At 29.4% G+C, this 17,700-nt stretch carries 19 protein-coding genes; 8 read left to right on the forward strand and 11 right to left on the reverse strand.

All coding sequences use genetic code 11. The annotated features are described in order from the left end of the window. Window positions 1-15 precede the first annotated feature (15 nt). The 3 genes from ACOQN8_RS09265 to ACOQN8_RS09275 all read left to right on the forward strand — a co-directional run bounded on the left by ACOQN8_RS09265 (window position 16) and on the right by ACOQN8_RS09275 (window position 3,066). A complete protein-coding gene (locus ACOQN8_RS09265) occupies window positions 16-387 on the forward strand; it encodes a heavy-metal-associated domain-containing protein (protein WP_150900980.1) in 372 nt (123 codons plus the stop codon). A gap of 137 nt (window positions 388-524) precedes the next feature. Next, entirely contained in the window at window positions 525-2,861 is a 2,337-nt protein-coding gene (locus tag ACOQN8_RS09270) for a T9SS type A sorting domain-containing protein (protein WP_420552459.1), read from the forward strand. A gap of 46 nt (window positions 2,862-2,907) precedes the next feature. Beyond that, window positions 2,908-3,066: a hypothetical protein gene (locus ACOQN8_RS09275; protein ID WP_272151191.1), complete on the forward strand. Its 159-nt coding sequence runs from the start codon at window positions 2,908-2,910 to the stop codon at window positions 3,064-3,066. Window positions 3,067-3,120: 54 nt separating this feature from the next. Here ACOQN8_RS09275 and ACOQN8_RS09280 read toward each other — a convergent pair whose 3' ends face one another. From ACOQN8_RS09280 to ACOQN8_RS09310, 7 genes are read right to left on the reverse strand one after another with little or no spacing between them, the layout of a single operon-like run. Beyond that, window positions 3,121-3,957, reverse strand: coding sequence for a pseudouridine synthase (locus ACOQN8_RS09280; RefSeq protein WP_420552460.1), 837 nt, complete (start codon window positions 3,955-3,957; stop codon window positions 3,121-3,123). Between the two features lie 46 nt (window positions 3,958-4,003). Continuing rightward, complete coding sequence (locus ACOQN8_RS09285; RefSeq protein WP_272151193.1) at window positions 4,004-4,924, reverse strand: geranylgeranylglycerol-phosphate geranylgeranyltransferase; 921 nt, start codon at window positions 4,922-4,924, stop codon at window positions 4,004-4,006. A gap of 10 nt (window positions 4,925-4,934) precedes the next feature. Next, the gene (locus ACOQN8_RS09290) at window positions 4,935-5,861 is read right to left on the reverse strand and encodes a mevalonate kinase family protein (RefSeq protein ID WP_420552461.1); all 927 of its coding nucleotides are present in this window, start codon (window positions 5,859-5,861) and stop codon (window positions 4,935-4,937) included. A 50-nt stretch (window positions 5,862-5,911) separates the two neighbouring features. Next, window positions 5,912-6,406 (reverse strand): toxin-antitoxin system YwqK family antitoxin, encoded by a 495-nt coding sequence (locus tag ACOQN8_RS09295; RefSeq protein WP_235274958.1) that lies wholly within the window; start codon window positions 6,404-6,406, stop codon window positions 5,912-5,914. A 19-nt stretch (window positions 6,407-6,425) separates the two neighbouring features. Further along, a complete protein-coding gene (locus tag ACOQN8_RS09300) occupies window positions 6,426-7,505 on the reverse strand; it encodes a diphosphomevalonate decarboxylase (protein WP_420552462.1) in 1,080 nt (359 codons plus the stop codon). A 35-nt stretch (window positions 7,506-7,540) separates the two neighbouring features. Continuing rightward, on the reverse strand, window positions 7,541-8,245 hold the full coding sequence (locus ACOQN8_RS09305) for a LytR/AlgR family response regulator transcription factor (protein WP_420552463.1): 705 nt from the start codon (window positions 8,243-8,245) through the stop codon (window positions 7,541-7,543). Further along, the gene (locus ACOQN8_RS09310) at window positions 8,238-9,299 is read right to left on the reverse strand and encodes a sensor histidine kinase (RefSeq protein ID WP_420552464.1); all 1,062 of its coding nucleotides are present in this window, start codon (window positions 9,297-9,299) and stop codon (window positions 8,238-8,240) included. Before ACOQN8_RS09310 ends, ACOQN8_RS09305 begins: the two co-directional genes overlap by 8 nt. 213 nt (window positions 9,300-9,512) lie before the next feature. Here ACOQN8_RS09310 and ACOQN8_RS09315 point away from each other — a divergent pair, with 213 nt between their 5' ends. From ACOQN8_RS09315 to ACOQN8_RS09330, 4 genes are all read left to right on the forward strand, one after another. Then, entirely contained in the window at window positions 9,513-9,872 is a 360-nt protein-coding gene (locus ACOQN8_RS09315) for a MotA/TolQ/ExbB proton channel family protein (RefSeq protein WP_420552465.1), read from the forward strand. Between the two features lie 92 nt (window positions 9,873-9,964). Then, window positions 9,965-10,198, forward strand: coding sequence for a hypothetical protein (locus ACOQN8_RS09320; RefSeq protein ID WP_420552466.1), 234 nt, complete (start codon window positions 9,965-9,967; stop codon window positions 10,196-10,198). Between the two features lie 16 nt (window positions 10,199-10,214). Continuing rightward, a complete protein-coding gene (locus ACOQN8_RS09325; protein ID WP_420552467.1) occupies window positions 10,215-10,499 on the forward strand; it encodes a hypothetical protein in 285 nt (94 codons plus the stop codon). Between the two features lie 63 nt (window positions 10,500-10,562). Further along, entirely contained in the window at window positions 10,563-11,183 is a 621-nt protein-coding gene (locus tag ACOQN8_RS09330) for a hypothetical protein (protein WP_420552468.1), read from the forward strand. Here the strand turns inward: ACOQN8_RS09330 and ACOQN8_RS09335 are convergent. The 4 genes from ACOQN8_RS09335 to ACOQN8_RS09350 are packed head-to-tail and all read right to left on the reverse strand — an operon-like array spanning window position 11,180 to window position 15,407. Beyond that, window positions 11,180-11,950 (reverse strand): sterol desaturase family protein, encoded by a 771-nt coding sequence (locus ACOQN8_RS09335; protein ID WP_420552469.1) that lies wholly within the window; start codon window positions 11,948-11,950, stop codon window positions 11,180-11,182. The two genes, ACOQN8_RS09330 and ACOQN8_RS09335, sit on opposite strands and share 4 nt — an antisense overlap. A gap of 43 nt (window positions 11,951-11,993) precedes the next feature. Beyond that, window positions 11,994-13,205: a BaiN/RdsA family NAD(P)/FAD-dependent oxidoreductase gene (locus ACOQN8_RS09340; RefSeq protein ID WP_420552470.1), complete on the reverse strand. Its 1,212-nt coding sequence runs from the start codon at window positions 13,203-13,205 to the stop codon at window positions 11,994-11,996. Then, entirely contained in the window at window positions 13,205-14,134 is a 930-nt protein-coding gene (locus ACOQN8_RS09345; RefSeq protein ID WP_420552471.1) for a GYDIA family GHMP kinase, read from the reverse strand. The genes ACOQN8_RS09340 and ACOQN8_RS09345 overlap by 1 nt, the downstream gene beginning before the upstream one ends. 1 nt (window position 14,135) lies before the next feature. Beyond that, on the reverse strand, window positions 14,136-15,407 hold the full coding sequence (locus ACOQN8_RS09350) for a hydroxymethylglutaryl-CoA reductase, degradative (protein ID WP_420552472.1): 1,272 nt from the start codon (window positions 15,405-15,407) through the stop codon (window positions 14,136-14,138). A gap of 142 nt (window positions 15,408-15,549) precedes the next feature. On the opposite strand from ACOQN8_RS09350, the gene ACOQN8_RS09355 reads away from it, so the two are divergent. After that, entirely contained in the window at window positions 15,550-17,697 is a 2,148-nt protein-coding gene (locus tag ACOQN8_RS09355) for a S9 family peptidase (protein WP_420552815.1), read from the forward strand. Window positions 17,698-17,700 lie beyond the last annotated feature (3 nt).

Consider the following 17,700-nt stretch of genomic DNA (forward strand, 5'->3'; position numbering starts at 1 on the left):
ATAATACATAAAAACATGAGAAAAATAATATTTATAATAGGTTTGTTGTTGATTGGTTTTTCAGCACAAGCTCAGAAAAAAAAGAAAAATGCAAAAGTATCTTTAGAAGTAGATGGAGTTTGTATGATGTGTAAAGGGCGTATTGAAAAAGCAGCTTTAAACAGTAAAGGAGTAAAATATGCGCAATGGAATGTGAAAACTCATGAGTTGAAATTAATTATTGATGAGCGTAAAACAGATGTTAAAACAATTCAGCAAAACTTAGCAAATGTAGGTCACGATACTAAAGCTATAAAAGCAACCAAAGAAGCATATGATAATTTGCATCCTTGTTGTAAATATAGAAGTGAAGAAGTGCAAGAAGATCATAAGAAAGAAAACAAATAATAAAGAATCCCGAGTTTTATACTCGGGATTTTATTTTATTGTATAGAAGAATGATTATGGTGGTGTAAAAATCACCTTTTTCGGGTGAGTTAAAAAATATTAAGCAAGAGTAGTTTTGCTTTTTTAAATAACTCAATATGAAAAAAAAATTACTACTACTTTTTATGTGTTTAACTTTAATTAGTTATGCGCAAACTACATCAATACCAGATACAAATTTTGAACAAGCATTAATAGATTTAGGACATGACGATGTTTTAGACGGTTCGGTAATTACTGCTAATATTAGTGGTGTTGAAAACTTAACCCTTGATGATAAGCAAATAGAAAACTTAACAGGGATAGAGGGTTTTAAGGCTTTAAAGATATTTTCTATGGTTAGAAATTATCAGATAAGAACGCTTGATTTGTCTATGAATACTGAGTTGACAAATTTGTATTGTTATGCAAGTAATAAGTTAGAGAATATTGATCTTAGTAAGAATACAAAATTAGTCTTTCTTAATTTAGGTGCTATAGGTTTGACTTCTATAGATGTCAGTAAAAATACTGCGTTAAAAGGTTTGTACTTACATTCAAATAAGCTAAAAACAATTGATATAAGTAATAACACTGAATTGATTGGATTGACATTAGATAATAATAAATTAGAAGAGTTAGATCTTACAAATCAAACAAAATTAACGGGAAGTTTAGATTTGGAGTACAATTTACTTAAGAGTATAGATTTAAGTAATAATTTAGAAATACAAGCCTTAAAAATTAATAATAATCAAATAAAAGTATTAGATGTAAGTGCTCATTCTAAGCTTATTCGATTACATGCATCTAATAATCCGCAATTAGAAAGTTTAAACATAAAAAATGGAGCTAATGGTTTTATTAGTAATTTAAATTTTTCCGTTAGGAATACCCCAAGATTGTCTTGTATTCAAGTAGATGATGCTTCGTGGAGTAATACAAATTGGACACAAAAAGATGTAACTGTGACATATAAAGAAAATTGTAATCCAATAATTTGGTCTGGTAATATAAGTTCAGATTGGTCATTAGCAGCAAACTGGGAAGGGGGAGCAATTCCAAATACTACAGATGAAGTGTTAATTCCATCTACAGCGACTAATTTCCCTACAATAAACAGTAGTACTACAGTGAAAAGTATTGTAATGGAATCAGGGGCAACATTAGTTGCGAATGAATCTGTTGATGCGATTGCTATTTATAAAAGGAATTTAGCAACTACAAATTGGTATTTAATGAGTAGTCCTTTAGAGTTTGAATCAATTAGAGATTTGATAAAGAATAATCAGTTTGCTAATGGTACAAAGAATAATAATATTGGTTTAGCATTTTACGATAATAGAAATAGTCCAAACAATAGGTGGGAGTATCAAAAAACAACTTCGTTTGGAAGCATTGGTTTGGGTAAAGGATTTGCAGTTAAATTGGCAAATTCTAGTGGGTTCTTTTCTAAAGGTAAAGTAAATAGTAAGAAAACAGATGTTAACTTATCAAAAGCAGCTACTTCATATAACCTGATAGGTAATCCATATTTAGCTCTTGTTAAGTCAAGTGATTTTTTGCAAAGAAATACAAACTCATTAGAAAGTGAAACTATTTGGGTTTGGAACCAAGCAACCAATAGTTATGATACAAAAGTAACGGCTGATAATTATAAGATAGGAACTGGGCAAGCTTTTTTTGTGAAGTCGAAATCTAATACTGAAACGGTTTCATTTCTGTTAGCAGATCAAACTCACGGGGCTGATACTTTTCAAAGAGGAGGTAATGATAGGCCAGAACTTAAATTAAATGTATCGAATGGAAAAATTAATAAATACGCTAAAATATATTTTGTAGAATCTGCTACTAAAGGATTTGATAATGGATACGATGGAGAGTTGTTTTCAAGTGGAAAGAATAAGTTTGAAATATATTCAGAATTGTTGGAAGGAAATAAAAATAAAAAGTATCAAATACAATCAATTTCTGCTAAAGAAAAACATTCGATTATTCCAATAGGAGTGTCAGCAAAAGCTGGAGAAAAAATTAATTTTTCTGTTGAAAAGAAGAATTTTCCTGATGATATAAAAATATATATAGAGGATAAAGAGAAACAGCTTTTTGTTCAATTAAGTATTGCTACAGAAAATTATTCAGTAGATCTATCAAAAAAAATAAATGGTACAGGACGTTTTTATTTACATACTTCAGCAAAAGACATAAATGAGAACGATTTTATTAAGAATTCGCAATTGAAAATTAAACATTTAGGAGCTAATGTTATTCATGTTGAGGGAATAGAAAATGAAGCAACAATTAATATATATACTATTCAGGGGAAAGAGGTTGTGTCAAAACAGTTGAAACAAAATAATAATCAAGTTCAATTGCCAAAACTAGCAAGTGGTGTTTATTTGGTAAAAGTGCAAACAGAAGAAGAGCAAAAAACGAAGAAGATTATTTTAAAGTAATACAGCTTACAACTTTTAAATAAAATATACATAAGGATAGTTAATTATGAAGAAAGATAATACAGAGATTTCAAGAAAAGAAGCGTTGAAAAAAATAGGGAAGTATGGGAAGTACACTGCTTTAACAGCTTTAGGTACTTATATGATATTGAATCCACAGAAAGCGCAAGCTCAGAGTCCAGAAGATCCGGGGGATAATTTTTAATTTTTTTAATTATAGTTGTCAAAAAAAATCCCGAGTTTATACTCGGGATTTTTGTTATAACATTTGCAGATTGTTTACTTCTTGTTGAGTTAACTCTCTCCATCTACCGCGTGGTAAATTCTTTTTAGTCATACCAGCAAAAACAACTCTGTCTAATTTTTTTACGGTATACCCGAAGTGTTCGAATATTTTACGAACAATTCTATTTCTACCAGAATGAATTTCAATACCTACTTCCGTTTTTCTTTCACCTTCTACATAAGAAACGGCATCAATAAAAACTTTTCTTCCTTCAATAATTACATCACCTCTTAATTTATCTAAGTCAGATAACGAAAGTTTCTTGTCTAAAGAAGCGTGATATAATTTACGAACGTTGTGTTTTGGGTGAGTTAGTTTTTTTGCTAATTCTCCATCGTTAGTAAATAATAATAAACCAGTTGTGTTTCTATCTAACCTCCCAACAGGGTAAATACGTTCTTTTGTTGCGTTAGCTACAATTTCCATAACTGTTTTACGACCACGGTCATCTTCCATGGTAGTAATATAGTTTTTAGGTTTATTTAATAAAATATAACGCTTTTTTTCTATTGAAATTAAAGTTCCATCGAAACGTACTTCATCTCCAGGTTGAACTTTATATCCCATTTCGGTAACCAATTTATTGTTTACAGAAACACTACCATGTTCAATGTAAGTATCGGCTTCTCTACGAGAGCATATTCCGGAATTAGCAATAAATTTATTTAAACGAATACCAGTATCTTCAGTTTTTTTCTGAACAGGTTTATTAGGTTTGTTTTTTTTGAAACCTTTATTAAATCTTTTATTTCCTTGAGGATTGCTGTTACGATCAGCTTGTCGTCCTCTCGACGAGTTTTTTGAATTCATGCTTAAATTTTAAAAAGTGGGCAAATGTACGCCAATTATTTGATTTTTAATCTAAAACTTCAACGACTTTGTCTAAAATTAAAGACTTATCTATGAATAGTAAGCTAAATACTCCTATTAATAATAAGATTTTTAAAATGTTGTGTAACAAGCGATACTGATTTATTCTGGTTGCTTTCCAGGTATAAATTCCGATAAAAAATAAAGTGAAAGCAGCTAAATAGAAATAGTATTTCATATATTCAATAGCTGGGTAGTTGTACAAAACACCAATTGGTATTAAGGTTAAAACCATTAATAAGATAATTAGTTTTTTAGTGTTTTTTTCTCCATATTTTACAGGGAATGTATTGTAATTGTTGGCAATAGCTCCTTTTATATTTTCTAGATCTTTTATTAATTCTCTAATCATGATAACTAAAAAAAGAAATACAGCATGTACAAAAATTACTTTTGAAAAATTTTTATAATGTATAAAGACAACAAAAAAGGGCAGTATAGTTAAAGTAGTTACGCTTATTAGACCTATAAAAGGATGTTTTTTAAGTTTGTGAGAATAAAACCATATACCAAAAATATATAAAGCAAAAAATAAAGCTGCTCTCCAAGATACTAGCCATCCAAAACCAAAACCAACAAAATTTAAAAAGAAATATAAAGAAAGTTTCGTCTCTTGTTTTACGTAAGAATCGATACCAGATTTTATAGGTCGATTAATTCTATCGGCATTTTTATCGTAAAAATTATTTATGATATATCCAGAAGCAACTACAGAAACTGTTGCGATAACTAAATAAAGTAAGTGCCAGTCTAAAAGAACAGGTTTTATTGATTTTTTATCTGAAAAAATAAAAATAGCAGCCAAATATTGGGCTGCTATTAATACTAATATATTATATCCTCTAACTACAGAAAGAAGACTAAATATTTTTAACAAAAAAGTATTTGTTCTTAAAGTACTACTCATGGTAATATTGTTAAAAACGATATACTAATTCTAATTTATAATCTTTTAAACTGTTTTTTGCTTTCTGGTAATCTTCAGTAAAACCTAAAATATAACCACCACCACCAGAACCGCAAAGTTTTAAATAATAATCGTTGGTTTGAATACCTTTTTCCCAAACTTTATGAAAAGGAGTAGGAATCATAGGTTTGAAGTTCATCAAGACTACTTTTGATAACTTTTTTACATTGCTAAATAACGATTTAATATTTCCTTGTAAGAAATCATCGATACAAGCATCAGTGTGAAGAGAAAATTCTTCGCTTAACATTTTACGGAACCCTTCATTCTTCATTTTATTCATGAAGATATTTACCATAGGCTCAGTTTCTCCAATTTGCTCAGAGTCTAATAAAAATACAGCTCCTTTACCTTCTTTTTGAGAAGGAATGCCAGCTGGTTCAATATTTTCTTTTGAGTTTATTAAAATTGGTAAACTTAAATATGAATTTAAAGGATCTAAACCTGAACTTTTTCCATGGAAGAAAGATTCCATCAGTGAAAAAATTTGTTTTAGGACTAATAATTTATCACGAGTTAAGTTTTCTAAAACAGTAATTTTATTATTAGCGTATTTATCATAAATAGATGCAACTAAAGCTCCAGAACTTCCTACGCCATATCCTTGTGGGATTGATGAATCGAAATACATCCCATTGTCGATATCGTTTTTTAAAGAAATTAAATCGAAAGAAACGATATCTGAGTCTAAATTAGCAAGGTATTGATAAAAGTTAACTAAACTATTATTTGATTTGCTTGCTTCTCCTGTTAAGTTACTAGCCGATTTTAGGGCTCCTTTGTATGAGTTAAATGGAATAGCTAACCCTTTAGAGTCTTTTATGATTCCATACTCACCAAAGAGTAATATTTTTGCGTAAAATAAAGGTCCTTTCATAATTTTTTAGTTACAAGGCAAAAGTACAAGTAATTGTATAAGTGTACAAACTAGTACACATTTTTATAAAATGTCTTCCAAACTCCAACTTTTTCGTTGTCTCTGTATTTTCCTTTGGTTTCTATTTTACCATTTTTGTAAAAGGTTTTCCAAACACCTTCTCTTTTACCGTCGTTATATTTTCCTTGTTGTTTTAATTCACCAGATTCGTAAAATACTTTACGAACTCCGTCTAACTTACCATTTTTATAATTAGCCTTATGGAAAGGTTTGCCATTAGGGTGATAATAGATAACTAAACCATCAAATACTTCCCCGTCAGGTTTGTTAACAGTACTGTATCCTTCCATTTGAATTTGGCCATTTTTATAATAATCTACAATCCAAAAGCCATCTTTAATTTTTTTTGGAGCTGGTCTATAGAATTCATGATTCTCTTTTGTTGTTTCTTTCCAGTTTTTATCAAACCAAATTGTTTCTTGACCAGTTATAGATGAAGTTAAGAAACCAAAAAACATAACTATTATTAATGTTGAAGTTTTCATAATTTCAAGGAATTTAAGGTTATAGTGGTTTTGCTCCGAACCCCACATTATCACAAATATACTGATTTTTTTGGCAGTATTTTGCTAAATGATTCTTAATAAATAGCTCTACTTCAGTCTTTTCTGAGTTTGGGTAAAGTACATGAACATTTGCACCAGCATCTAAAGTAAAGCAGATGTTGCTATCGTTTTCATTACGATACTCCCATATTTTATCTATAATTTCTAAAGTGTTAGGTTTCATTAAAATAAAATAAGGATTGCTAGTCAGCATCATAGCATGTAGTGTTAATGCTTCACTTTCAACTAAATTAACAAAACCTTTGATGTCACCATTTTGAAGAATTTCTGATATTTTTTCTAAATTTTCATTAGCTTGTATAAAACGTTGTTCAGCATAAGGATGATTATGCATTAAGTTATGACCAACAGTAGAACTTACTTGTTTTTCACCTTTGTCAACTAATAAAATAGTGTCGCAATAATTTTCAAAAATTGGATGAACTTTATGAGGTAGTTTTACACCATACAAATCAGAGCTATCCTCAATAACTGGGTGTTTTCCCCAAACAACAATTGGTCCTTCAATACTTCTACTAGCACTTCCAGAGCCAAGTCTGGCTAAAAAAGAGGCTTTTTTATTTATAAATGATGCTGTTAAGTTTGGATTTAACTTATGTTCTAAATTCATTAAGCACATAGCTATAGCAGACATTCCACTTGCAGATGATGCAATACCACTACTGTGAGGAAAAGAATTTTCGGAAGAGATAACCATATTATACTCTAATATATATGGGCAATATTCTTGAATTCTTTCAAAGAATTTAGCAATTTTAGGTTTGAAATCATCTTTCTTTTTTCCTTCAAAAAACAATTCGAATTGAGTATTCTCATTTTTTTCCGACTTAGTAAACTCAATTGTGGTTGTAGTATGACAATTGTTTAAAGTAAAGCTAATAGATGCGTTTTTAGGAATTTGAGGTTCACTTTTTCCCCAATATTTAACTAAAGCAATATTACTTGGAGTTTGCCATGTAACGGATAAGTTTTCTACTGATTTATCAGAAGCTTGGAATTTAAATTCTGCTGTATTCAAAGTGTAAAAATTTTGCCGTAAAGATATAGTTTCACTTACACTTCTGCTAATTTTTGTAAAGTGCTTTCTTTATAACTTCTACTAATAGGTAATGCCTTTTTATTTATTTCAATAAACTCATTAGTATACGAAGAGATTTTATCAAGCGAAATAATATAGGACCTGTGAATTCGTACAAAATTATTTTGAGGTAATTTATTTTCTATATTGTTCATGGTTTCCCTAGTAACTATATTAGTTTGGCTAAGAAAAATTTTAACATAATCGCCTAAGCTTTCTATATATATAATTTCATTAAAATTAATCTTAACCATTTTTCTATCTGAACGAATAAACATAAACTCTTTTTGTGGAGATTCTTCTATAAGAGAAAGTGTATTGTTGTTTTTTGTTACTTTTTGAATAGCTTCAAAAAAACGTTCAAAAGCAATTGGTTTTAATAGGTAATCAACTACGTTTAAGTTAAACCCATCTACGGCATAATCTCTATAAGCAGTAGTAAAGATTACTTTTGATTTTTGACCTATTATTTTAGCTAAACTTAATCCAGTAATTTCAGGCATGTTAATATCTAGAAAAAATAAGTCAACTTTGTTTTTTTGCATAACTTGAATAGCTTCAGTGGCATTATTACATGAGGTTAAAAGTTCTAGATTAGGGACTTTATTAACAAATGAAGCTATAATTTCCCTGGCTATAGGCTCATCATCAACAATTACGCAAGTTGTTTTTTTAGACATGATTTAGCGGAGTTTTAAGTTCAATTTTAAAGATATTGTTTTCTTGAGTTATATTTAAAAAATAATGATTTTGAAACAACATTTCTAAGCGTTTTTTTATGTTTTCTAAACCAATCCCCTTTTTAGAAGAACTGATATTTTTCATAGGGTTTTGAATGTTAAATTCCAGTGAATTTTGAGAGGTTTTTATAGATAGGTCTACTTTTAAAACGCCATTAATTTGAACTCCATGTTTGAATGCATTTTCTACAAAAGGTAATAATAGCATTGGAGGTATTTTTACATTATCATATTCAATTTCTTTATGAAAATGAATATTTAAACTGTCTTGAAAACGCATTTTTTCTAAGGAAATGTAATTATCTATGTGTTCAATTTCATTTTTCAAGAATACAGATGGTTTGTCAATCTGATACAAAATATAATCTAATAAACTAGAGAGTTTTAAAATCATATTTGGTGCATCATCAGACTTTTTTAATGCAAATCCATATAAAGTGTTTAAAGTGTTGAATAAAAAATGAGGGTGGATTTGCATTTTTAAAAACTTCAGTTCTTGCTCTTTTAATTGTAATTGAGTTTGTAAAAATTTATTTTTTAAATCATCGTTTTTTAAGGAAGCTGTATGACTATGTGTTGTTAAACTTAAGGTGATGGCAATAAAAATTATAAAATATACTCCTAGAATAATAAATAAGATTCCTTTTGTAAGAGGAATGTTACTTCCAGTAATTATTGAATCAGCTAAGAAAACTAATCCTGAAAATATTGAAATTATGATAAAAAAGAAAGATACAATAAAGGTATAAATTGAATAAAGAACAAATTCTAAATATTTCTTTTTAAGCAGATATTTAGGTATTAGAAAAGAAAAGAAAAAATAACCAGATGCAATTGTAATAGGCATTAAAAACCATGAAAATTGATTAACATATTTAGTGTTAATACTTCCATAGCCTAAAAAATAAGTATAGAAAAAATAAACACCTATCCAAAATAATAAATGTATACTGTACTTAAGTAATATTTTAATAATCAAATCTAATTTTTTCATAAGTTTACAATATTACTTTTTTTATTTAGAAAACATATTTTTTGCGATGAAATACAAGATTATCAAGTAAGATTACATAAAATATGAGATAAGATATAAAGGATAACTAAAGTTGTAATTTATCTGTCTAATTAATTCACTTATCGCATTTATAAAAATAAGGACAAACTGTTTGATAGATTTGAAATGTATTAACTTTAAAAATATAAGAAAATGAGATTTTTATTTACTAGTTTGTTAACAGAAGGAGGGCCTTTATTTATGTATACAATATTAGCTATGTTGATAATTTGTGTAGGACTTTTGATTAAAGCATTTGTGAAAGGTGACAAAGATGGAAGAACTCAAAAGCTAGTTAGCCATATTAGTTTGTTAGCTTTAATTTGGGGGTTCTTAGGGTTTATGATGGGGATGATTAATGCGTTTGATCAGATTACATTAGATACAAGTATGAATCCTTCTGTTTTTGCAGGAGGATTAAAAATAGGTTTACTTGCTCCTTCGTTTGGAATGTTAGTATTTATAATTGCTAGATTAGGAATTATAGGGTTAACTTTTAAAAATAATAATTAGAGTAGGAAATTAATTAAAAGGTTTGTGATTAGTTAATTGATAGTACCCAATTCAATAAAGAATTGGGTATTTTTGTTGTGTAAAATTTAATTATGAGTAGAAAAATAAAGCTAATTTGGGATTTTAAAGGCCCTGATGGTTTAGAAACAGCCAAACATCATTGTATACATTTAAAAGAGTTTGCACAAATTGATAACTTACCATATGATGAGGTAAATTATAAAGAAGTAAGTCCAATGCACACATATGCTTTCATTACTGTAGATGAAACGTATATGAAAACTTTTAGAGATGCATTAAAACCTCATAGAGGAGTATTGGCTTAAAAAATAGAAATTAGATATGTTTTTAATAAATGCCTTAGCAAAACCAAGAAAATCATCAGAACATTACGATGAAGTTATAGGAGCTTACGTAAGTTTATATATAGATTATAAAGATATAGAAGGAGCTATACGATTAGCCAAATTTTATATTAAAGATGAAGGTTGGAAAGTAACAGAGATAGAAGAAGAGTACTTTACATTAGATTCTGTAAATGATGTAGATGATGATCAAAAAGAATTATATGAAGAAGCGTTAGAATATGGCTACTCGATAATTTTTAATTGTTACGAAGAAGAATAGTATTGAGTTTGTTTTTTGAAAAATAAATTTAAATATAGTATCTTATTAAAAAATTTATGTTGTATGAAGAACAAGCTTATATTAATGTCTCTATTTTTAGGAACTTTTTATGGTTTTTCACAGCATAAATTTTCAACCTATTCAGCTCATAAATCTATAACAGAAGCTATTCGTATTAATAGTGAATTAATTGCTGGAAGAACTTCTTTTTTTGAAAAACAGGCAGAAGAGAAGCCTTTGATGTTTCAAAAGACAAAAACTAGAATAGAAGAGTTTAATAGATTGTCTAATAATTTGTCTAAGTATATTGAGAGACTTCAAAGTGAGGCGAATACAGAACAAGTTTTATATGATTTATTGGAGGATGATCACTATAAAAACATACTTTTTCGACAAGGAGGAGCTTTAAGTTTTAAAGGAGTTAGACTTAAAGTGAAAATTGATAGTTTGTATAATCATTCCGTTAAAATGAACGTACACAAATTATCACAGTTAGAAAATTTTTATAATGGTCATTTCAAAACAAATGATGTTTTCTATGATCATGATGGGAATGAAATAGATTATTTTAAGTATCGTTTTTACGATAAAACAAATTATGGGATTATGATGTCTATGAATTGTTTGTTGTTAGATGTAAAAACATTCCAGTTATTGTACTATGGAACAATTATGAGTTATTAATTGTTGTTTTTATTTGAAGTAGTGTTTTCAAAAGTAGTGTCATAATCGTCTCTTATAGTTCCCATTATTCTATCCCAAAAAAGGAAGTACAATCCATAATTACCATTAAATCTTTTATGATGTAAATTATGTGCAACGGAGGTGTTAATCCACTTACCAATAAAGGTTTTGTGAAATTTTTTAGGATACAATTCAAAGCCTAAATGTCCATAAACATTGTAAATAATTTGAAATAAAAAGAATAGTCCAAAAGAAGAAATATGAACGGGTAATGTAAAAGCAATTAAAGGAGCGATGAGAGCTTCTAAAAAAGCTTCAAAAGGATGAAAAGCATAAGCAGTCCAAGGTGATGGGTTGGTCGATTTATGATGAATTAAATGAACTTTTCTATAAAGTTTAGGATGATGCATTAAACGGTGCATCCAATAAAAATAAGTGTCGTGTAAGAAAAACATCCAAACCCAACTCAATAAATAATAGGTAGTACCGTATTCATTAAAATTAAAATAGATGTTGGTGTAGGGAAGTAAATAGTAAAATACAAAAAGAGCTATGGTGGCAAAAATTGAAACAGATATAAAAGAGTAGATAATATCTCTTTTATAATCTTTTAATTTAGGGAGCTTTTTTTGGATTTTTCTAAACCATAAAGTGTTTTTAAAAAGAATATAGAAAAGTATAAAGGCAGAACCTGCAATAACAAGGTAGCGAACTAGAATTTGAGTAGCGTCGCGAAGCCAAAATTCAATAAAAGTTTCTTCATTCATTATTTGTTAAAAATAAATGATTATTGAAGAGAAACAAAATAAATTATTGATTAGCAATAGTAGTTGCGCAAATGAACCCACCAGTCCAAGCGTTCTGAAAGTTGAATCCGCCAGTAACAGCATCAATATTTAAGACTTCACCAACAAAAAATAAATTTTCATGTAGTTTACTTTCAAAACGTTTAAAGTTTATTTCTTTTAAATTAACACCACCAGCAGTTACAAACTCCTCTTTAAAAGTCGTTCGTCCATTGGCATTAAATAACCCTTTAGTTAATTGACTAGCTAAATTGTTAAGCAGTTTGTTGCTCAAATCACCCCAATTCTGATTTGTTTTAATATCAGAAGCAACAACCAAGCGTTCCCATAAACGACGAGGAATGTCAGTAAAAGGAGATTTTAAATTTACTTGTTTTTTTGCTTGTTGTTTTTTTAATTGAGATAATTCGTCTAAAACAGCATCAAAATCTTGTCCAAGCCAATTAACAAGAACATTGTATTGGTAATTTTTCTCAGCTAAAATACGAGCTCCAAAAGCCGAAAGTTTTAAGATGGCAGGACCGCTTAATCCCCAGTGTGTAATTAATAAAGGACCATTGTTTTCTAGATTAGTACCAACAAGCTTTACTTCAGCATTAGGAACAGAAATACCACCTAGATCAATAATTCGTTTGTCTTTAATGTTGAAAGTAAATAACGAAGGAACGGGAGGAACAATAGAGTGATCTAAAGTTTTACATAAATCCCAAACTTTTTTAGAACTACCAGCAGCAACGACTAAAAAATCGGCTTCAAATTGCTTTTCTTTAGTGTTAACAATCCATTTGTTTTTATGATGAGTAACACTATTTACGCCATGGTTTTTTAATACTTTAATACCAAGTTTATCAACAGCACTAGTAAAGCAGTCAATAATAGCTTGTGAAGTATTAGCTTCAGGGAAAACTCTGTTGTCACTTTCAATTTTTAAAGGAACGCCTTTATTGTCAAACCATTCAAAAGTATCGCCAGTCATAAACTGATGAAAAGGACCTAACAATTCTTTTTCACCTCTTGGGTAGAATTTAGTTAGTTCCTTAGGTTCAAAACAAGCATGCGTAACATTACATCTACTTCCACCAGAAATTTTTACTTTTTGTAAAACTTCTTTTCCTTTTTCAAGAATAGTAATGTCTAGGTCTGGATTCTTTTCTTTCGCGTTAATGGCTGTAAAAAAACCAGCCGCACCACCACCAATAATTATTACTTTCTTCATTATAAAATCATTTCTTTATATGGTAAGATAGTGCTGAATCCTTTTTGATTGAAATAATCAATAGAGTCATCATTACCAGTAGCTAAAATAAAATCACCACCCCAAGCACCTAGGCTTTTAATTTCGCCGAAGTAATCAGAAAAAAGACGTTTTTTAACAGGCTGTTGTTTAATAATTGAACTAATTATCTGTTCGTGTTCAACAATTATTTTATTTAAATCTTTAGAAGAATTGGTAGTTAAAAGCTCTTGAGTTAAAGCGTCTATTTCGTGAATTAAAAGTTTAGCTTCGTTTCTATGTTGTTTGTATTGAGAAATACCTTCTCTACTGTTTTGTTTTTGGTTTAAATAAACCAAAAAGAGTTCATCCGAAAAGTTTGGGTTGAATGTAACTTCATTAACAATAGGTTGGTTTTCTTTTAACTGATATAAAATAGGTGAGTTGTGACTAGCACAAGCAATGTCGTAACCACTACCAGAAAAAGCATTCCATAACAAGGTAAACGGATTTACTTCGGCCCATGAAGCTATATTGTTTATTAAAGTAGAAGAACTACCAAGTCCCCAGTTTTGTGGGAAAGTTAGATTTGTTTTTACAATAAAACCATGTTGGTTATCCAAAAACTTAGGGTTTAAACGTTTGGCTTCTTGTAAAATATCTCTTAAAGTTTCGGCAATAAATTCAGCACTCCCTTCTTTGTTAGAGTTAAAAGTAGCTGAGGTTAGGCGTAGCTTAGGTAAGTCGAAGCTGGCTTCAAACCAACATTCACCTGTATTGGTAAAGCTTCCCCAAATAAGTTGAGGTTCTTTTATAGGTTCTATAATTAAATCTTGTCCAAACTTAGTAGGTACAGCTAATGAAATAGCCTCGTCTAAGACTACATATTCACCAGTTAATAGTAATTTTCCGTTGCTATAAAATGTATTCAAACTATTTTCTTAATTCGTTAAATTTATCAACAACAGCACTATGAGACACTGTTTTGTTTTCAAAAAAAGCTACTATTTTTTCTTTTTCTTTAGAAGTAGCTTCTAGCTGATTTAAAATATTTTGCAAATGCATTTTCATATGACCATGCTGTATACCTTTAGTTGTTAAAGCACGTAAGGCAGCAAAGTTTTGAGCTAAACCAGCCGTTGCCATAATTTCCATTAATTCTCTAGCAGAAGGCCTTTGCATCATGTCTAAGGATAGTTTAGCCATAGGATGTAAAGCTGTTAGACCACCTACAGTACCTAAAGCTAAAGGAAGTTCAATCCAAAATTTAAAAACGTCATCTTCAATACTACAATGAGTTAAACTTCTGTATTGACCATCTTTAGAAGCATAAGCATGCGCTCCAGCTTCAATAGCTCTGAAATCATTTCCAGTAGCTAACACCACAGAGTCAATACCATTCATAATTCCTTTATTATGAGTAACAGCTCTGTAAGGTTCTATTTCAGCAATTTTTACAGCTTGTTCAAATTTTCTAGCAAATTTATACGGATCATCACCTCCTAAATCTTCAATTTTACAACTTACTTCGGATCTAACAATACACTCAGGAACATAATTAGAAAGGATGCTCATTATAATTTCAATATCATCTTTTCTAAACTGATTAGCCATTGCTTCTAAACAAGAGTTAATGAAATTAGCTCCCATAGAATCTTTAGTTTCAAAAGTAACATGAAGTTGATAGTAATTTTCAAGATCGTTAGTTTTATCAACCAATTGAATATCTAAAATACCACCGCCACGTTTTTCCATGTTTTTAGTTATAGATGCTGTGGCTTTGAATAATTCTGGTTTTTGCTCGTTAAAATAAGCTTCTAAATCACTTTTATTTCCAGAATACATAAAATGAACTTGTCCAATTTTAGTAGTAGAAATAACTTCGGTTTTAAATCCTCCTCGAGTACTCCAAAATTTAGCAACTAAAGAAGCAGCAGCAACCACTGAGCTTTCTTCAACTACCATAGGAATTACATAGTTTTTGTTGTTAATAACAAAATTAGGAGCTATACCGTAAGGCATGTAAAAGTTAGAAATGGTATTCTCAATAAAATCGTCATGTAGTTGTTGTAATTTTTCATCTACATTCCAATACTGTTTAATAGTTTTAATAATTTCTGGTTGGTTGTTAAAATAACTAGTAGACAACCAATCTATTTTTTCTTCTTTTGAAAGCTTAGAAAAACCTGAAATAATTTTCGACATTCTTTGTTAGTTTTATAAGGGCCAAAGATAAATGAATCCTGTTAAAATAGGGTTGTTATTTAGGATTTCTACCAATTTTGGAGGGATTTTTGATGATTTTTCCGTAAACTTGGCAAACTTTTTATACAAACAACAAATCAATATGAAGAAAATATTAATGTTTTTTATAGGGATATCTACGTTTGTGCAAGCACAAAAAAAAGATATTTCTTTAGAAGATATATGGAGAAACGGCACGTTTAGAGCTGATTACATGAACTCTTTAAATTCAATGAATGGCGATTTTTACTCATTATTGAATTATGCCGATGGAAGCACTTCTGTAGATAAATATAGCTATGAAACTTTAGAAAAAGTAGCCACAATTGTAAATAGTAAAGATTTAAGTGGATTAAAAACATTTCAATCATATAGTTTTAATAACGACGAAACAAAATTGATTTTAGGTACTGCCTTTAAACCGATTTTTCGTCGTTCTTTTTTAGGTACCTTTTATGTTTATGATATTGCAACGAAATCGTTAGATTTAATTGGAGAGGACATTCAAGAACCAACTTTTTCTCCAGATAGTAAAAAGGTAGCTTATGCAAAAGGAAATAATTTATATATCAAAGATTATTCTGAAAACAATGTAGTTTACCAAATTACAAGTAATGGAAAGAAAAACGAAATTATTAATGGTATTACAGATTGGGTATACGAAGAAGAATTTGGTTTTGTAAAAGCTTTCGAATGGAGTAAGGATAGTAAATATTTAGCGTATTTACGATTTGACGAAAGTAAAGTGAAAACTTTTTCAATGGATGTTTACGGACAAGGGAAATATCCTACACAACATGTATTTAAATATCCAAAAGCTGGAGAAGACAATGCAAAAGTTTCTTTGCATATTTTTTCTTTTGAAACAAATAAAACAGCTGAGATTACTGTAGGAGAATATGAGTATATTCCAAGAATTAACTGGACTAACGAAGGTAATATATTATCAATCCGTACGTTAAATCGTCATCAAAATGATTTAAAAATGTATTTTGTTGATGCTAAAACATATAACAGTTCTTTAGTGTTGAATGAAACGGATAAGGCTTATGTAGAAGTTAATGATGACTTAACTTTCTTAAAAGATAACAGTTTTATTTGGACAAGTGAAAAAGATGGATTTAACCACATTTATCACTACGATAAATCAGGAAAGTTAATTAACCAAGTTACTAAAGGTAATTGGGAAGTAACTTCATATTATGGTTATAATGAAGATAAAAAAACAATTTATTACCAATCGGTAGAAAATGGTTCTATCAATAGAGGAGTTTATAGTATTTCTTTAAAAGGAGAGAATAAAAAGTTATTAAGTAATCCTGATGGAACTAATAGGGCTTCATTTAGTAAAAACATGCATTATTTTATCAATACTTTTTCAGATGCTAATACGCCAAATGTGTATACATTAAGAAACGATGAAGGAAAAGTATTAAAAACAATAAAAGATAATGCGGCTTTAAAAGAATTAGTAGCACAATACAATTTAAGTAAAAAAGAGTTTTCAACTATTAATGTAAATGGTGAAGACTTAAACATGTATACAATTAAGCCAGCTAATTTTGATCCTAATAAAAAATATCCAGTATTGATGTATCAGTATTCAGGACCAGGATCTCAACAAGTAGCCAACCGTTGGAATAGTGCAAATGATTATTGGCACCAAATGTTAGCACAAGATGGATATATTATTGTGTGTGTAGATGGAAGAGGAACAGGATTTAAAGGACGTGACTTTAAAAAAGTAACGTACATGAATTTAGTAAAGCATGAAACAGAAGATCAAATTGCAGTAGCTAAAAAATTAGCTGAGTTGCCATATGTAGATGCTAAGAGAATTGGAATTTGGGGATGGTCTTTTGGAGGTCATATGAGTACAAACTCATTATTAAAAGGAAACGATGTTTTTGCTGCGGCAATTGCAGTAGCACCAGTTACTACATGGCGTTTTTATGATACAATTTATACAGAACGTTATATGCGTACACCTGAGGAAAATCCTACAGGTTACGATGAAAATTCACCATTAAATTACCCAGAGTTATTAAAAGGTAAGTACTTGTTAATTCACGGTACAGGTGATGATAATGTACATGTGCAAAATGCTTATAGAATGGCAGAAGCATTGATCCAAGCGAATAAACAATTTGAATGGGGAATGTATCCAGATAAAAACCATGGAATTTATGGTGGAAATACTCGTTTACATTTGTATACAAAAATGACAAACTTTATTAAAAACAACTTATAAAAT

This window comes from Tenacibaculum aiptasiae (assembly GCF_965221665.1).
In the GTDB taxonomy this organism is placed as follows: domain Bacteria; phylum Bacteroidota; class Bacteroidia; order Flavobacteriales; family Flavobacteriaceae; genus Polaribacter; species Polaribacter aiptasiae.

What these genes read in the sequence shown, in the direction of transcription:
- ACOQN8_RS09310 (WP_420552464.1), bottom strand. Translation starts at nt 9,299, where the DNA reads ATGAAAAAATTAGATTTGATTATTAAAATATTACTTAAGTACAGTATA.
- ACOQN8_RS09290 (WP_420552461.1), bottom strand. Translation starts at nt 5,861, where the DNA reads ATGAAAGGACCTTTATTTTACGCAAAAATATTACTCTTTGGTGAGTAT.
- ACOQN8_RS09270 (WP_420552459.1), top strand. Translation starts at nt 525, where the DNA reads ATGAAAAAAAAATTACTACTACTTTTTATGTGTTTAACTTTAATTAGT.
- ACOQN8_RS09305 (WP_420552463.1), bottom strand. Translation starts at nt 8,245, where the DNA reads ATGTCTAAAAAAACAACTTGCGTAATTGTTGATGATGAGCCTATAGCC.
- ACOQN8_RS09315 (WP_420552465.1), top strand. Translation starts at nt 9,513, where the DNA reads ATGAGATTTTTATTTACTAGTTTGTTAACAGAAGGAGGGCCTTTATTT.
- ACOQN8_RS09280 (WP_420552460.1), bottom strand. Translation starts at nt 3,957, where the DNA reads ATGAATTCAAAAAACTCGTCGAGAGGACGACAAGCTGATCGTAACAGC.
- ACOQN8_RS09355 (WP_420552815.1), top strand. Translation starts at nt 15,550, where the DNA reads ATGAAGAAAATATTAATGTTTTTTATAGGGATATCTACGTTTGTGCAA.
- ACOQN8_RS09295 (WP_235274958.1), bottom strand. Translation starts at nt 6,406, where the DNA reads ATGAAAACTTCAACATTAATAATAGTTATGTTTTTTGGTTTCTTAACT.
- ACOQN8_RS09320 (WP_420552466.1), top strand. Translation starts at nt 9,965, where the DNA reads ATGAGTAGAAAAATAAAGCTAATTTGGGATTTTAAAGGCCCTGATGGT.
- ACOQN8_RS09275 (WP_272151191.1), top strand. Translation starts at nt 2,908, where the DNA reads ATGAAGAAAGATAATACAGAGATTTCAAGAAAAGAAGCGTTGAAAAAA.
- ACOQN8_RS09325 (WP_420552467.1), top strand. Translation starts at nt 10,215, where the DNA reads ATGTTTTTAATAAATGCCTTAGCAAAACCAAGAAAATCATCAGAACAT.
- ACOQN8_RS09330 (WP_420552468.1), top strand. Translation starts at nt 10,563, where the DNA reads ATGAAGAACAAGCTTATATTAATGTCTCTATTTTTAGGAACTTTTTAT.
- ACOQN8_RS09335 (WP_420552469.1), bottom strand. Translation starts at nt 11,950, where the DNA reads ATGAATGAAGAAACTTTTATTGAATTTTGGCTTCGCGACGCTACTCAA.
- ACOQN8_RS09350 (WP_420552472.1), bottom strand. Translation starts at nt 15,407, where the DNA reads ATGTCGAAAATTATTTCAGGTTTTTCTAAGCTTTCAAAAGAAGAAAAA.
- ACOQN8_RS09265 (WP_150900980.1), top strand. Translation starts at nt 16, where the DNA reads ATGAGAAAAATAATATTTATAATAGGTTTGTTGTTGATTGGTTTTTCA.
- ACOQN8_RS09285 (WP_272151193.1), bottom strand. Translation starts at nt 4,924, where the DNA reads ATGAGTAGTACTTTAAGAACAAATACTTTTTTGTTAAAAATATTTAGT.
- ACOQN8_RS09340 (WP_420552470.1), bottom strand. Translation starts at nt 13,205, where the DNA reads ATGAAGAAAGTAATAATTATTGGTGGTGGTGCGGCTGGTTTTTTTACA.